This is a genomic window from Serratia sp. D1N4, assembly GCF_054552755.1.
On sequence record NZ_CM137274.1, the window covers coordinates 97,659 to 112,630 of the forward strand.

Genomic DNA, 14,972 nt, shown 5'->3' on the forward strand with positions numbered 1-14,972 from the left:
TTATGGCAATGCAATCTCAAGACATCATTCGTAAATCCGCGACCAATGGTTTTACACCGGCCCCGCGTGCCCGTGACCACCAGGAAGAAGTGGCCAAGCTGATCGATGTCACCACCTGTATCGGCTGCAAGGCCTGTCAGGTGGCCTGTTCTGAATGGAACGACATCCGCGATGAAGTGGGGCACAACGTCGGGGTTTATGATAACCCCGCCGATCTGAGCGCCAAATCGTGGACGGTGATGCGCTTCTCCGAAGTGGAGGAGCACGGCAAACTGGAGTGGCTGATCCGCAAAGACGGCTGCATGCACTGTGCCGATCCGGGCTGCCTGAAGTCCTGCCCGTCGGAAGGGGCGATTATCCAGTACGCCAACGGCATCGTCGATTTCCAGTCTGAGCACTGTATCGGCTGCGGTTACTGCATCGCCGGTTGCCCGTTCGACGTGCCGCGCATGAACAAGGAAGACAACCGGGTGTACAAATGCACCCTGTGCGTTGACCGCGTTGATGTCGGCCAGGAACCGGCCTGTGTGAAAACCTGTCCGACCGGGGCGATCCACTTTGGCACCAAAGAGGCGATGAAAGATGTCGCCGCTGGCCGTGTCAGCGAGCTGAAAACCCGTGGCTACGAAAACGCCGGTCTTTACGATCCGGCTGGCGTGGGCGGTACTCACGTGATGTACGTGCTGCATCACGCCGATAAACCGCAGCTCTATCACGGTTTGCCGGATAACCCGACCATCAGCCCGGCGGTGACCTTCTGGAAAGGGATCTGGAAACCGTTGGCGGCCGTCGGTTTTGCTGCCACCTTTGCGGCCAGCGTGTTCCACTACATCGGTGTCGGGCCAAACCGCGTCGAAGAAGAGGAAGATCACGACGAACCGCACGATGAGGAGACGCGCAAATGAGGAAGGAAAAGCCAATTCAGCGTTATAACGCGCTGGAGCGGATGAACCACTGGGTTGTGGCGTTCTGCTTTATTCTGGCAGCCATCAGCGGGCTGGGGTTTTTCTTCCCCTCCTTTAACTGGCTGATGAACATTTTCGGAACGCCACAGCTGGCGCGCATTCTGCACCCCTTTGCCGGGGTAATTATGTTCGCCGCGTTTATGATTATGTTCCTGCGCTACTGGAAACATAACCTGTTCAACCGGGAAGATCTGGTCTGGGCAAAAAATATCTACAGAATCACGTTGAATGAGGAAGTGGGTGACGACACCGGGCGCTATAATTTCGGTCAGAAATGCGTATTCTGGATAGCGATAACCAGTCTGGTGCTGTTGCTGGTCAGCGGTGTGGTTATCTGGCGGCCATATTTCGCCCCTGCTTTCCCTATCCCGCTGATCCGCATTGCGTTGCTGGTGCATTCGCTGGCGGCGGTGGGGTTGATCATCACGATTATGGTGCACATTTATGCCGCTCTGTGGATAAAAGGCACCATTACCGCGATGGTGGAAGGTTCTGTTCCGGCAGCCTGGGCCAAGAAACACCATCCGCGCTGGTACCGTGAGGTCCGCGAGAAACAACGGGAAGATAAACCCTGATGAGTATCCGCATCGTTCCTAAAGAGCAGTTAGGGGCACAGCGTGAGAAGTCCACAACGGCGGAAACCATTCCGCCGTTACTTTTCGCGAATCTGAAAAGCCTGTATACCCGCCGAGCTGAGCGTCTGCGCCAATTGGCCGTAGACCATCCGCTGGGCGATTATCTCAACTTTGCTGCCAGCATCGCAGCCGCGCAGAACAATGCGTGCCACGATAACCCGTTGGTGCTGGATCTCAGCGCTGCGCTGATCCAGGGTGCCGCCAGCGGCAAGCCACCGTTGGATGCGAGCGTTTATCCGCGCAGCGAGCACTGGCACAAACTGCTGGCATCGCTGATCGCTGAATTGCGTCCGCAGGCACCGGAACACGTGGCTCCGGTGCTGGAAAACCTGGAAAAAGCCTCCGCTCATGAGCTGGAGCTGATGGCCAGCGCGTTGCTGAACAATGAGTTTGCCAAAGTGGGCAGTGATAAAGCGCCGTTTATCTGGGCTGCGCTGTCGTTGTACTGGACGCAGATGGCCAGCCAGATCCCAGGCAAGGCACGCGCCGAATACGGTGAGCACCGCCAGTTCTGCCCGGTGTGCGGCAGTATGCCGGTCTCCAGCATGGTGCATATCGGCACGGTGAACGGCCTGCGTTATCTGCACTGCAACCTGTGTGAAAGCGAATGGCACGTGGTGCGGGTGAAATGCAGCAACTGCGAGCAAACGCGCGATCTCAACTACTGGTCACTGGACAGTGAGCAGGCGGCGATAAAAGCGGAAAGCTGTGGCGATTGCGGCACTTACCTGAAGCTCCTTTATCAGGAAAAAGACCCGCAGGTGGAAGCGGTGGCCGACGATCTGGCTTCGCTGGTACTTGATGCCAAGATGGAAGACGAAGGCTTTGCCCGTAGCAGTATCAATCCGTTCCTGTTCCCTGGCGAGTAACACCCGCACCGTTCTTCTCGGGAGTGGGGGGAGAGGCTTTAACTCGATGTCAGTTTCTCCCCCTCACCCTAACTCTCTCCCCGAAGGAGAGGGAACATTGCTGATACCCATGACTGATTGAGAGCACCGGTTGGCTCCCCCCGCGCGGAGGGGGCGAACCCTCAGGCATATGGCTTAATGAACCACTCAGCCGCTGCCTGCAAGTTTGCACCGTACGTCCCTTCTCCCTTGGGGAGAAGGCTAGGATGAGGGGGGGGGGGTGGTGAATGCCCCTCCCCCCGGCCCTGTGGGAGGGCTGGGGCGATCCGCTAATTTTGGCTTGGGCATCTGGCAAACGCGGGGGTGAGTTGCTACGGTTACGCCAGAATGCGTAGAGCACAAGGAAAGGAATAATGTTGAAGACGATTACCAGATTGACGGTATTGGCTGTTTTGCTGAGTGGACTGGTAGCCTGTGATAATCAGGACACCAAAAAGCCAGAAGTTCCCGCACCGCAACCGAAGCCGGTGGTCACCCAGCCCGCCCCACCTGCACCACCGCCAGTAGTCGAAACCAAACCGGCTTATCCTCCTGGTCTGAGCGTTTCGCTGCAAAAGGGCAAAATCACCTTTGAATTGCCAGCGGGTTTTAGCGATCAGACCGCGTTGAGCGGCATCGTCAACGACGATAAATCCGTCATTCAGCTGTTCCTCAACGGTAAAGCGCGCCAGCGTACCGTTGCTTCTGAAGTGATCCCGCCAGCGGGTATGAAGCTCAATACCAGCGATGCGATGCTGAAAGATCTGACACAAAGCATCATTACCGAACTGGGCGATCGTTATCAGAACATCAAGAAAACCAAAGAACAGAATTTCACCGTCGGTAAACAGAAATTCCATCGCTTGGACACCGAGCAAACGGTGAACGGGCAGAAACTGGTTTCCACCATTGTGTTAACGGTGTTCAATAAACGGGTCGTGACGTTGCAGATGCTGTCACCGGCCAAAACGCCCGAAGCACATCAGGCACTGGTACAGCGGATTATTGATACGCTGGCGGTGAAATAGTTGATTTCACCGCACCATTAAAACATTGAAAACCGAGCGCCCATGAGCACTGAATCTCAGCAACTTTACAGCCAGCTACCCGCCATCGACCGTCTATTGCGCGATCCCGCCGTTGAACCGCTGGTGGCGAAACATGGGCAGACGTTGATTAGCGAACTGCTGCGCCAGATGCAGGCGCAGGCGCGCGAGGTGATTAAAACCCGCCAGCAATTGCCGGAATGGTGCCAAGACTGGCCGCAGGCGCTGCTAATGCGTCTGAACCAACAGCAACGCTCGGCGCTGCAACCGGTGTTCAACCTCAGTGGTACCGTGCTGCATACCAATCTTGGCCGCGCATTGCTGGCGCAACCGGCGATCGACGCGGTAGTGCAGGCAATGAGCAGCGCCGTCACGCTGGAATACGATCTGGACGGTGCCGGGCGCGGCCACCGCGATCGCGCTATCGCCGATTTGCTGTGCCAGCTCACTGGCGCAGAGGATGCCTGCATCGTCAACAACAACGCGGCGGCGGTTTTGCTGATGCTGGCGGCGGTGGCTCCGGGTCAACAGGTGATGGTGTCGCGCGGTGAACTGGTGGAGATTGGCGGCGCGTTCCGCATCCCCGACGTGATGCGCCAGGCCGGTTGTGAACTGGTGGAAGTGGGCACCACCAACCGTACTCATCTGAAAGATTATCGTGCCGCCATCAACGAGCGAACCGGCCTGTTGATGAAGGTACATACCAGTAATTACTGTATTCAAGGGTTTACCACCGCCGTGGATGAAGCGGAGCTGGCGATGCTGGGCCGCGAACAGGGCATCCCTACCGCCACCGATCTGGGCAGCGGCGCGCTGATCGATATGACGCAATACGGCCTACCCGCAGAACCGATGCCGCAGCGTTTGATTGCTGCGGGCGTGGATTTGGTAACCTTCTCCGGCGATAAACTGCTGGGCGGGCCGCAGGCGGGCATTATCGTTGGTAAAAAAGAGCTGATCGCCTGCCTGCAACAGCATCCGCTGAAACGCGCGCTGCGCGTCGGCAAAATGACGCTGGCGGCGCTGGAGGCTACGCTGCGGCTGTATCAGCAACCGGAACTGTTGGCAGAACATCTGCCGACGCTGCGCCTGCTGGCTCGTCCGCAACAGGAGATGCAACAAGCCGCCGAACGGCTATTGCGCCCGTTGGCGGTGCGCTTTGCCGATCGCTTCGAATTGCGTGCTGAACCCTGTTGGTCACAGATTGGCAGCGGCTCACTGCCGGTCGATCGCCTGCCAAGCTATGCTTTGACCTTTGCCCCGCTCGATGGCCGAGGCGCTACGCTGGAGCTTTTGGCGCAGCAGTGGCGCAGTTTGCCACAGCCGGTGATTGGCCGGATCCACGACGGCCGGTTATGGCTCGATCTGCGCTGCCTGGAGCAAGAGAGCGCACTGCTTGAGGTGCTAAACCCATGATTATCGCCACCGCTGGCCACGTCGACCACGGCAAAACCACGCTGTTGCAGGCGATTACCGGCATCAATGCCGATCGCCTGCCAGAGGAAAAACGCCGTGGCATGACTATCGATCTCGGCTACGCCTATTGGCCGCAGCCGGACGGGCGCGTGCTGGGGTTTATTGACGTTCCCGGCCACGAGAAATTCCTTGGCAATATGCTGGCGGGGATCGGCGGTATCGATCATGCATTGCTGGTGGTGGCGTGTGACGACGGCGTGATGGCACAGACCCGCGAGCACTTGGCGATTCTGCGCCTGAGCGGGCACCCGCAACTGACGGTAGCGCTGACCAAGGCCGATCGCGTCGACGAAGGGCGGATCGCCGAAGTGCGTGCACAAGTGGCGGCCGAACTGGCACAGCAGGGCTGGCATGATGCACCGTTGTTTGTTACGGCAGCGGCACAGGATTTGGGCATCGAACCTTTGCGCCAGCATCTTTTGGCGCGGCAACCTGGCGAGCACGCGCTGACGCGCCGCTTCCGGCTGGCGGTCGATCGCGCCTTCAGCGTGAAAGGGGCAGGGCTGGTAGTGACCGGTACCGCACTGGGCGGCAGCGTTAAAGTGGGTGATACCCTGTGGCTGACCGGTGCCGATGTACCGGTGCGGGTGCGCGGCCTGCATGCTCAGAACCAAGTGGCGGAACAGGCGTTTGCCGGGCAACGCATAGCGCTAAACATCAGCGGTGATGTCAGCAAAGAACAGTTGGAGCGCGGTGACTGGCTGCTGGAACAGCAACCGCCGGTGGCTGCTGAGCGTATTCTGGTGGCGATTGAGGCGGATGCACCGTTGCAGCATTGGCAACCGCTGCATCTGCACCATGCTGCCAGCCATATTACTGGCCGAATTGCGCTGTTGACCGGCAATTTGGCGGAGTTGATTCTCGATCGTCCGCTGTGGCTGGCGGAAAACGATCGTCTGGTACTGCGGGATATCGGCGCCCGCCACACCTTGGGCGCTGCGCGCGTGCTGGTATTAGCAGCGCCGAAGCGCGGCAAACGTCAGCCATATTATCTGGCCTGGCTGGCGGCGCTGGCCGAGACGCAGAGCGACGAACAGGTGCTGGATTTACGCTTGCCGGGCGGTGCGCTGGATCTGGCTGCCTTTGCCTGGGCGCGGCAGTTGACCCACAGCGGGCTGGTGCAGCTGCTGGCCGGGCGCGATCTGCTGATTGCCGGTGACGTGGCGCTGGCGCAGGTCAACGTGCAGCAGGGCGAGCAGCGTGTGTTGCAGGTTTTGGCCGAATACCACCAACAGCATGGCGATCAACTGGGGGTGGGGCGCGCTCGTTTGCGGCGTATGGCTTTACCGGTGCTGGATGAACCGCTGGTATTTATGATGATCGATCGGTTGTTGGCGGCTGGTCTGCTGCGTAATACGCGCGGCTGGCTGCACTTACCCGAGCATGGTCTGGCGTTCAGCGCCGAGCAGCAGGCGATGTGGATTCGTATCGAACCGCTGTTGGGTGATGAAGCCTGGTGGGTGCGCGATCTGGCCGCAGCGCTGGGTGAGGAAGAAGCCAACGTTCGCGCCGCGCTGCGCAAAGCCGCCCAGCTTGGCCATGTGACCGCCGTGGTGGTGGATCGTTACTATCGCAGCCAGCGGATTGAACAGTTTGCTGCGTTGATCCGCGAGCTGGATGCGGCGCAAGGCAGCGCCAATGCCGGTGATTTTCGCGATCGGCTGGGGGTTGGCCGCAAACTGGCGATTCAGGTGTTGGAGTTTTTCGATCGCAGCGGCTTTACCCGCCGTAAGGGCAACCAGCATCTGCTGCGCGACAGCGGGCTGTTTGGTGGTTGAAACCTGAGTGTCAAACCTAGCGTTGGTGAGATGAGCACAGGTGTTGACGCCATTGAAGGCGCCGAACGGAGACACGGTGCATAGGCGACCGCGCCATGGACGGCGCGGTCAGGCGAGACAGTCAGGGACGACTGTCGTAGCCGGCCGTCATGCGCCGTGGCGGAGTGAGGGTAACCGCGCAGCGGTCGCCTGATATGGCAAGGGCCGGGGTGTTGGGGGCTGGCTCTTGAGCCCCCAACTCGGTCGCGTTCATCGCGTTGTCAAGTGAGCAGAATATGTTTAGCGACCGAAATAATGACTCGGTCCATGTCTCAAAATGTGAACAAGAGACAGCCTTCAGGGAGAGAATTAGGGAAAAATCACGGTGGCCACTGCTTTACCTCGGCCTTCGTCCAAAAGCAGCGAAGGCCGGATCTTTATACCGCTTCCGTCGGTGTTGAGGTTGCGCCACCGCGTTTGGTGAGGAACACCGCCACCAGCGCCAGCCAGCACAGGCCACTCAGCAGATTGAACAGGTTAAACCATCCGCTCCCGCCCCAAACATAGGCGACTTTAGCCAGCTCGATGCCCACGGTGAATACCGCCATGCTCAACATCCCCATGGTGGCAGAAACGGTGCCTTTGCTGATCTCACTGGAAAACAGCGTCAAACGGTACAGCCCGGCGTTTGCCAGCCCAATACCGTAGGCATACAGACTTAGCCCGGCTGTCATCCACAGATAAGCATGCTCAGAGAACACCGTCGCCAGCGCGGCGATCAGCAAACCCACAATCATCGGCCCGGCCCCCAGCTTGATCAGGCGTTCAACGCTGTTTTTGCCGGTCAAGCGTGCCAGCGTCAGGTTGCCGAGGATCAGCGCACCGAATACCGGGATTTGCAGCAGGCCATAATCCATGGTGGAGAGCGACTCACCGCTGATCAGGATCACCGGCGACTGGGCAATCCACGCCAGCAACGGCAGGCTGGCAAAACCGATCGCCAGCGCGCCGCAGATAAAGCGGCGGTTAACCAGCACCTGGCGGTAATCGCGCCACAGGTTGGCAGCGGAAAAGGCTTCCCCTTGCAGGGTGGCGGTTTCCGGCATCGCTTTCCACAGGCCGACGAAGGCAATGGCGGCCAGAACGGCAAAAATCACAAACATACTTTGCCATGGCGCAATATGGATCAGTGCGGCACCGGCCAGCGGCCCGAGCAGCGGGGCGATCAACGCCACGTTGGCCATCAGCGCGGTGATTTTGATACACACCGACTCTTCAAAGGATTCCTGAATGGTGGCATAGCCCACTGCGCCGATAAAGCACAGACCGATCCCTTGCAGGAAGCGCATAACGATGAACTGTTCAATGCTGGTCACCAGCAAGATTGCCAGACATGCGACAATAAAGAAGGCAACCCCGGCCAGCATCACCGGGCGGCGGCCACGACGATCCGACAGCGGGCCCAGCAGCCATTGCAGAAAGATACCGCCAGCCAGATAGGCGGTCATTGAGGTTGGCACCCACTCAACGCCCGCGTTGAAATCGGCTACCACCGCCAGCATACCGGGTTGGATCATATCGTTAGCGATATAGGTGGTGAATTCGAAGAGCACCAAGCAAAGTGGGAATAACAGCGCCTGTCGGCCCAGACGTGCCACAGGGGGTAATGTTGTTTTCATATTTATATTACTGATAGCAAAGAAAAATAAGGAACTGCCAGGGGCGGGAAGCGCAATCTGAGCGAGTCGAAGCGGTTATTTTGCCGCCAATTGTTATTCTTGGCAATCATAAGATAAATCATCGGCACATTCTGACGGTACGTTTAAGCGTTACGCTGCTGCGCGCGCCGGAGCTGGCGACCAGAGGAGAACCCTGCGGTCAGCGCGGCTTTCTCCAACCCGTAACCTTGCTGCAAGCGTTGCTGTGCCACGGCCAAGCGCGGCTGTTCATGATATTCCCGCACGCTGATCCCGATATGCTGGCGGAACAGCCGGGCCAGATGTCGGCTGCTGACGTGCGCTTTTTCTGCCACCAGCGGCACCGACCAATCCGCTTCCGGCTCGGCGGCCATCACATCCTGCGCGCGGTGTACGGCGGGGTGCAGATGGTTGCGATAGCGCAGCCAGGGGGAAAGCTGCGGATCGTCGCCTGAGCGACGGAAATAGATCACCATTTCACGCGCAATCTCCAGCGCACGGTCGGCTCCGCAAGATTGATTGACCAGATGCAAAGCCAGATCGATACCGGCGGTGACGCCCGCGCTGGTAAATACGCCGCGATCTTCCACAAAGATGCGGTTTTCTTTCACCTGAGCCGCCGGTGCCTGCTGGCGCAGACGTGCGATCACGTCGTGATGGGTGGTGCAGTGGTAACCGTCGAGCAGCCCTGCCTGCGCGGCCAGCAAGGCACCGGAACAGACGCAGACCAGGCTGAAGCGCTGCTGTGCCAGCGCGGGCCGTAATCCTTCCAGCCATTGCCGGGCCTGAGCGGCCTCTGGATTGGCGAAAAACCTGGCTGAGTCCGCCACGCCCGGCACCACCAGAATATCGCCCTCGGCCAACTGCGCAGGCAATGGCTGCAACTGGCCGATGCTCATACCGATAGAGCAGGTGATTTGCGGCACCGGGCTGACATAGTGCAATTGAAACTGGCCGGAAAGCCGCAAAACCTCCGCCGGGCCGCTGACATCCAGTGACAGCACGTTGGGCAACATCAGAAAGTAAACGGCCTTGGGCATGGTTATTCCTGTTTCAGTTGGGCCAACACGTCATCAACGCTGGCCAGGGTAGCGAAGCGATCGACCAGGACGGTTTCAGTATGCCGCTTCAACTGCTCAGGGGTAAAGAGCGTGCCGTCAGGATGGTGCATCGGGAAGGTGAGCGTCGCTTCGGTGACAAACGTCACCTTGTAGCCCAGATCGGAAGCGACGCGGGTGGTGGTTTCGCAGCACTGCTCGGTACGCATACCGCTGATGATCAGATGATCGATCTGGCGTTCGCGCAGCCAGGCATCCAGACCAGAATCGGTCAGCGCATTATGTACCTGCTTGTGTACCGTGACGTCGGCCTGATGCGCCAGGAACGGCAGGCGTTTCACGTAACCGGAGGCGAGAGAAAACGGCCCTTCCGGCGCGACGTGGAACACATCCACCAGCGCCACGCCTTGCCGCTGGCAGCCCGCGATCAGGCGGGTCAGCGCCTGCTGAAACGCCGGTAAATCGTCTTCCTGCCAGAATGGGCGGTGTTGAAACGAGTGTTGAACGTCGATGATCAATAATGCGCTATGTGACATTTTCGGCCTTCCTTCAGTGGGGTATAGCGCTATATTGCGCCGCTAGTTGGGCTGAAAGAAGGCCAAAAACGGCCATCATGGTGGCACAGACAGACCAATGAGGCAGTGCAGAGATTCACATCAGCGGCCGCAGGCAACGATACAGCTCGCGGAAGGTGCTGCGCCGTTCGGCGTACTGCTGATGCCGTGCGGTATCCGGCTCATGCACCTGCTCCAGCGGCAACGCGGGCAGCAAATCGCTTAGCGGCTGGCCTGGGTTGAGCGCAATCTGCGCCAACCGTGCCGCTCCCAGCGCCGGGCCGACGTCGCCGCCGGTGCGGTATTCCAGCCGCTGGCCGCTGATATCTGCCAGCATCTGGCGCCAGAACGGGCTACGCGCGCCGCCGCCAATCAGCGTGATGGCAGAAGGTTGCAGGCCGCTGGCGTGCAGCACATCCATGCCGTCTGCCAGTGCGAAGCCAACGCCTTCCAGCACCGCGCGCGCCAGGTCGTTCGGCCCGTGCTGATGGGTAAAGCCCCAGAAAGCGCCTTTGGCATTCGGGTTATTGTGCGGCGTGCGCTCACCGGAAAGATAGGGCAGGAACCACAGCGGTGCTGCTGCCGGTGCAGCCTGTTCGGCATTGCGCAGCAGGGTGGCTACGCTATCTACGTTGGTCAACTGGCAGGCCCAGTCCAAACAGGATGCAGCGCTGAGCATTACCGACATCAGGTGCCAGGTGTGCGGCAGCGCATGGCAGAAGCTGTGCACCGCGCTGGCCGGGTTGCTGAGAAAGCCGTCGCTGACCGCGAAATACACACCGGAGGTGCCGAGTGACAGCATCGCCTGCCCGGCCTGATACAAGCCCACGCCGATGGCTCCGGCAGCGTTATCGCCGCCACCGGCAATCACCGGCACTGGGCCAATGCCCCAGCGCCTGGCCAGTTCAGCCTGCACCTGCCCGGTGATCTGTTTCCCCTCAAACAGCGCAGGCATCTGATCGCGCGTTAGCCCGCAGGCGGCCAGCATCGCGTCGCTCCAATCACGCTGCGCCACGTTCAGCCATAGGGTGCCAGCCGCATCGGACATATCGCTGGCGAACTCGCCGGTAATGCACCAGCGCAGATAATCTTTTGGTAATAACACCTTGTCGATTTGGCGGAAAACCTGCGGTTCATGCTGTTTAACCCACAGCAGTTTGGGGGCGGTAAAGCCCGGCATCATCAGGTTGCCGGTAATTTCCCGCGAGTTGGGTACGCTTTGTTCCAATGCCTGGCACTGCGCAAAACTGCGGCCGTCATTCCATAAGATTGCCGGGCGCAGCACCCGTTGCTGTTTATCCAGCAGCGTTGCGCCGTGCATTTGGCCGGTCAGGCCAATGGCTTTTACCGCTTGCAAATTATGTTGTTTAGCCAACGCCAACATGGCGCGATCGGTGGCCTGCCACCAGTCCTGAGGCGCTTGTTCAGACCACAAAGGGTGCGGGCGCGAGATGGGTAAAGGTTCACTTTGGCTGGCGAGCAGTTGGCCCTGTTCGCCGAGCAGGATGACCTTTACGCCGGAAGTGCCGAGATCGATACCGATGTACATGGGTGCAGTTCCTTTAATATGTCGTACAGCCCCTTCACCTGAGGGGGAAGGTTTTTTCCCCTCATCCTAGCCTTCTCCCCAAGGGAGAAGGGACATACGGCGCAAACTTGCAGGCAGTGGCTGAGCGGTTCATTAAGCCATATGCCTGAGGGTTCGCCCCCTCTCCCCGCGGGAGAGGGCCGGGGTGAGGGGCATTCACCAAACCCCCCTCATCCTAGCCTTCTTCCCAAGGGATAAGGGACGTACGGTGAAAACTTGCAGGCAGCGGCTGAGCGGTTCATTAAGCCAAATGCCTGAGGGTTCGCCCCCTCTATCTGTGGGAGAGGGCCGGGGTGAGGGGCATTCACCAACCCCCCTCATCCTAGCCTTCTCCCCAAGGGAGAAGGGACGTACGGTGCAAACTTGCAGGCAGCGGCTGAGCGGTTCATTAAGCCATATGCCTGAGGGTTCGCCCCCTCTCCCCGCGGGCTGTCTCTTATACACAACTCGGCATCTTGCTGTTTTTTAATGTAATTATTTTAAGCCTGTCAATTTTCCGCTCGAAAAAATTATCTTTAAAATCAGCCTGCTATGTTTCTCAAATTGCGGCTATTTGACCGCAATTTGAGATGTGTATAAGAGACAGCCCCGCGGGAGAGGGCCGGGGTGAGGGGCACTAGCCAATGCATGCCCCTCACTCAACCGAAGCCAGAGGCAGAGTTAGCCAAACAGATAACGGTTAACCAGATTCTCCAGTTTTTCCTGATGCCCGCTGGCATGTTGCGGTGCCAGAGTGTGTTGTTCAGCGTACTGCGCCAGCGCGGCCAGCGACAGTTTCCCTTGCAGGATTTGCTGGCCCAACTCGCCATTCCAACCGGCGTAACGCTTGGCCACCTGCTGATGCAACTGACCATCCTCAATCATGCGCGCCGCTACTTTCAACGCCAGCGCCATCGTATCCATCGCGCCGATATGGCCGTAGAACAGGTCATATTTATCGGTGCTCTGGCGGCGCACTTTGGCATCAAAGTTCAGGCCGCCGGTGGTGAAACCGCCCGCTTTGAGGATCTCGAACATTACCAGTGCGTTCTCCTCCACGCTGTTCGGAAACTGATCGGTATCCCAGCCCAGTTGCGGATCGCCACGGTTGGCGTCGACCGAACCGAAAATACCCAGCGCAATGGCGGTGGCGATTTCGTGATGGAACGAATGCCCGGCCAGCGTGGCGTGGTTGGCTTCGATATTCACCTTGATCTCTTTTTCCAGCCCGAACTGCTTGAGGAAGCCGTACACGGTGGCAACGTCGTAATCGTACTGGTGCTTGGTGGGTTCCTGCGGTTTAGGTTCGATCAGCAACGTGCCCTGGAAACCGATTTTGTGCTTGTGCTCCACCACCATCTGCATAAAGCGGCCAATCTGCTCGCGCTCCTGGCGCAGATCGGTATTGAGCAGGGTTTCATAGCCTTCGCGCCCGCCCCACAGCACATAGTTTTCACCGCCTAGTTGATGAGTGGCGTTCATGGCAGTGAAGACCTGGGTGGCGGCCCAACTGAATACTTCCGGGTTCGGGTTGGTGGCGGCACCGGCGGCATAGCGCGGATTGGTGAAGCAGTTGGCGGTGCCCCACAGCAGCTTTACGCCGCTGCTCTGCTGTTTCTCGGCCAGCACCTCGGTCATGGCAGCGAAATTGTTCAGATACTCTTTCAGCGTTGCGCCTTCTGGTGCAACGTCGATGTCGTGGAAGCAGTAATAGGGCACATTCAGCTTGTGGAAAAACTCAAAGGCCACGTCGGCCTTGCGTTTAGCCAACGCCAGCGCATCGCCCGGCTGCTGCCATGGGCGATCGAAAGCTCCCACGCCGAACATGTCAGCACCGTTCCAGCAGAAGGTATGCCAGTAGCAGGCGGCAAAGCGCAGGTGATCGGCCATCCGTTTGCCAAGGATGATTTCATCGGGATTGTAATGGCGGAAGGCCAGCGGATTATTGCTACCGGTACCTTCATAGCGAACCTGCTCGATCTGATCAAAATAGGATTGCATTAGCGAACTCCTGAATAACGGGGATAGAGGGTTAGGTTTATCTTCGGAGTTAGCTGGCTGATGCTCAATTACGTTATTTCACACTTAAATTCACAGAATTATTAAATGTGCGCGGGATCTCATATTCGCGTTTATTCAACGTCATTAGCGGCAGGGTTATAAAACATGATCGCTATCATAAAATTAACATTAAACCAAAAATCGTAATTCGCCGGTAAAAATCTGCAATTGCCGAATGAAAAATAAGTGTCAACAATCGGCTGGACGTTTCGTGATTCATATTACCCATACACACTACACTGAAAAGGGTTATAAGATGAAAATTAAACCTATTCTCCTCTCCGCCTGCGCTCTTTTACTGCTGGCCAGCCAATCCGGGTTCAGTAAAGAAATTAAAATCGGTATGGCCATTGACGACCTGCGTTTAGAGCGCTGGCAGAAAGATCGCGATATCTTCGTTAAAAAAGCCGAATCGCTGGGGGCAAACGTGTTTGTGCAGTCTGCCAACGGTAATGAAGAAACCCAGATGGCGCAGATTGAAAATATGATCAACCGTGGCGTCGATGTGCTGGTGATTATCCCTTACAACGGCCAGGTGTTGAGCAATGTGATCAGCGAAGCAAAACGCGAAGGGATTAAGGTGCTGGCCTATGACCGGATGATCAATAACGCCGACATCGATTTCTACATCTCGTTCGATAACGAAAAAGTGGGCGAAATGCAGGCGCAAAGCCTGGTGCAGCGGGTGCCGCAGGGCAATTACTTCCTGATGGGCGGCTCGCCGGTGGATAATAACGCCAAGCTGTTCCGCAAAGGGCAAATGACCGTGCTGCAACCTTTGATCAGCAGCGGCAAGATTAAGGTGGTGGGCGATCAGTGGGCCGATGGCTGGCTGCCGGAAAACGCGCTGAAGATTATGGAAAACGCCCTGACGGCGAATAATAACCATATCGATGCGGTAGTGGCTTCCAACGATGCTACCGCCGGTGGGGCGATCCAGGCGCTGGCGGCGCAAGGGCTGGCGGGCAAAGTAGCTATTTCCGGCCAGGATGCCGACTTGGCGGCGGTGAAACGCATTGTGGCGGGCACCCAAACCATGACGGTGTATAAACCGATCAGCAAATTGGCCGATGAAGCGGCAGATATTGCAGTGCAGCTGGGTAAAGGCGAACAGCCAAAATCCAATGCCAAATTAAATAACGGCAGTAAAGAGGTCTCTGCCTGGTTATTAACCCCGGTTCAGGTGGATAAATCGAATATCGACAGCACCATTATTGCCGATGGCTTCCATAAGAAATCCGATCTTAATTAATTCTCGCGAAGCTCTTT

Annotated in this window: 12 protein-coding genes; 7 read left to right on the forward strand and 5 right to left on the reverse strand. The window is 57.9% G+C overall.

Translation table 11 applies throughout. The features are described from left to right. Positions 1–2 precede the first annotated feature (2 nt). The 6 genes from fdxH to selB all read left to right on the forward strand — a co-directional run bounded on the left by fdxH (position 3) and on the right by selB (position 6,787). Positions 3–905 (forward strand): formate dehydrogenase subunit beta, encoded by a 903-nt coding sequence (fdxH, locus tag ACX1CU_RS00445; RefSeq protein WP_459400717.1) that lies wholly within the window; start codon positions 3–5, stop codon positions 903–905. Then, positions 902–1,540, forward strand: a complete 639-nt coding sequence (fdoI, locus tag ACX1CU_RS00450; RefSeq protein ID WP_459400718.1) for a formate dehydrogenase cytochrome b556 subunit — start codon at positions 902–904, stop codon at positions 1,538–1,540. Before fdxH ends, fdoI begins: the two co-directional genes overlap by 4 nt. Continuing rightward, positions 1,540–2,469: a formate dehydrogenase accessory protein FdhE gene (gene fdhE / locus ACX1CU_RS00455; RefSeq protein WP_459400719.1), complete on the forward strand. Its 930-nt coding sequence runs from the start codon at positions 1,540–1,542 to the stop codon at positions 2,467–2,469. Before fdoI ends, fdhE begins: the two co-directional genes overlap by 1 nt. Before the next feature lie 392 nt (positions 2,470–2,861). Continuing rightward, positions 2,862–3,515: a DcrB-related protein gene (locus ACX1CU_RS00460; RefSeq protein WP_459400720.1), complete on the forward strand. Its 654-nt coding sequence runs from the start codon at positions 2,862–2,864 to the stop codon at positions 3,513–3,515. A gap of 42 nt (positions 3,516–3,557) precedes the next feature. Continuing rightward, positions 3,558–4,949 carry an L-seryl-tRNA(Sec) selenium transferase gene (gene selA / locus ACX1CU_RS00465; RefSeq protein ID WP_459400721.1) on the forward strand — a complete coding sequence of 464 codons (1,392 nt, stop codon included), beginning with the start codon at positions 3,558–3,560 and terminating at the stop codon, positions 4,947–4,949. Then, complete coding sequence (gene selB, locus ACX1CU_RS00470) at positions 4,946–6,787, forward strand: selenocysteine-specific translation elongation factor (protein WP_459400722.1); 1,842 nt, start codon at positions 4,946–4,948, stop codon at positions 6,785–6,787. Before selA ends, selB begins: the two co-directional genes overlap by 4 nt. A 416-nt stretch (positions 6,788–7,203) precedes the next feature. Here selB and ACX1CU_RS00475 read toward each other — a convergent pair whose 3' ends face one another. From ACX1CU_RS00475 to xylA, 5 genes are all read right to left on the reverse strand, one after another. Further along, entirely contained in the window at positions 7,204–8,445 is a 1,242-nt protein-coding gene (locus ACX1CU_RS00475; RefSeq protein WP_459400723.1) for an MdfA family multidrug efflux MFS transporter, read from the reverse strand. A 143-nt stretch (positions 8,446–8,588) separates the two neighbouring features. Continuing rightward, positions 8,589–9,503, reverse strand: a complete 915-nt coding sequence (locus ACX1CU_RS00480; RefSeq protein ID WP_459400724.1) for a GlxA family transcriptional regulator — start codon at positions 9,501–9,503, stop codon at positions 8,589–8,591. A gap of 2 nt (positions 9,504–9,505) precedes the next feature. Then, entirely contained in the window at positions 9,506–10,057 is a 552-nt protein-coding gene (locus ACX1CU_RS00485; RefSeq protein WP_459400725.1) for a cysteine hydrolase family protein, read from the reverse strand. Between the two features lie 115 nt (positions 10,058–10,172). Beyond that, positions 10,173–11,624, reverse strand: coding sequence for a xylulokinase (xylB, locus tag ACX1CU_RS00490; protein WP_459400726.1), 1,452 nt, complete (start codon positions 11,622–11,624; stop codon positions 10,173–10,175). A 699-nt stretch (positions 11,625–12,323) separates the two neighbouring features. Continuing rightward, positions 12,324–13,643, reverse strand: coding sequence for a xylose isomerase (xylA, locus tag ACX1CU_RS00495; RefSeq protein WP_459400727.1), 1,320 nt, complete (start codon positions 13,641–13,643; stop codon positions 12,324–12,326). A gap of 316 nt (positions 13,644–13,959) precedes the next feature. Here xylA and xylF point away from each other — a divergent pair, with 316 nt between their 5' ends. Further along, positions 13,960–14,955, forward strand: a complete 996-nt coding sequence (gene xylF / locus ACX1CU_RS00500; protein ID WP_459400728.1) for a D-xylose ABC transporter substrate-binding protein — start codon at positions 13,960–13,962, stop codon at positions 14,953–14,955. Positions 14,956–14,972 lie beyond the last annotated feature (17 nt).

What these genes read in the sequence shown, in the direction of transcription:
- ACX1CU_RS00480 (WP_459400724.1), bottom strand. Translation starts at nt 9,503, where the DNA reads ATGCCCAAGGCCGTTTACTTTCTGATGTTGCCCAACGTGCTGTCACTG.
- xylA (WP_459400727.1), bottom strand. Translation starts at nt 13,643, where the DNA reads ATGCAATCCTATTTTGATCAGATCGAGCAGGTTCGCTATGAAGGTACC.
- ACX1CU_RS00475 (WP_459400723.1), bottom strand. Translation starts at nt 8,445, where the DNA reads ATGAAAACAACATTACCCCCTGTGGCACGTCTGGGCCGACAGGCGCTG.
- selB (WP_459400722.1), top strand. Translation starts at nt 4,946, where the DNA reads ATGATTATCGCCACCGCTGGCCACGTCGACCACGGCAAAACCACGCTG.
- fdxH (WP_459400717.1), top strand. Translation starts at nt 3, where the DNA reads ATGGCAATGCAATCTCAAGACATCATTCGTAAATCCGCGACCAATGGT.
- ACX1CU_RS00460 (WP_459400720.1), top strand. Translation starts at nt 2,862, where the DNA reads ATGTTGAAGACGATTACCAGATTGACGGTATTGGCTGTTTTGCTGAGT.
- fdoI (WP_459400718.1), top strand. Translation starts at nt 902, where the DNA reads ATGAGGAAGGAAAAGCCAATTCAGCGTTATAACGCGCTGGAGCGGATG.
- selA (WP_459400721.1), top strand. Translation starts at nt 3,558, where the DNA reads ATGAGCACTGAATCTCAGCAACTTTACAGCCAGCTACCCGCCATCGAC.
- xylF (WP_459400728.1), top strand. Translation starts at nt 13,960, where the DNA reads ATGAAAATTAAACCTATTCTCCTCTCCGCCTGCGCTCTTTTACTGCTG.
- xylB (WP_459400726.1), bottom strand. Translation starts at nt 11,624, where the DNA reads ATGTACATCGGTATCGATCTCGGCACTTCCGGCGTAAAGGTCATCCTG.
- ACX1CU_RS00485 (WP_459400725.1), bottom strand. Translation starts at nt 10,057, where the DNA reads ATGTCACATAGCGCATTATTGATCATCGACGTTCAACACTCGTTTCAA.
- fdhE (WP_459400719.1), top strand. Translation starts at nt 1,540, where the DNA reads ATGAGTATCCGCATCGTTCCTAAAGAGCAGTTAGGGGCACAGCGTGAG.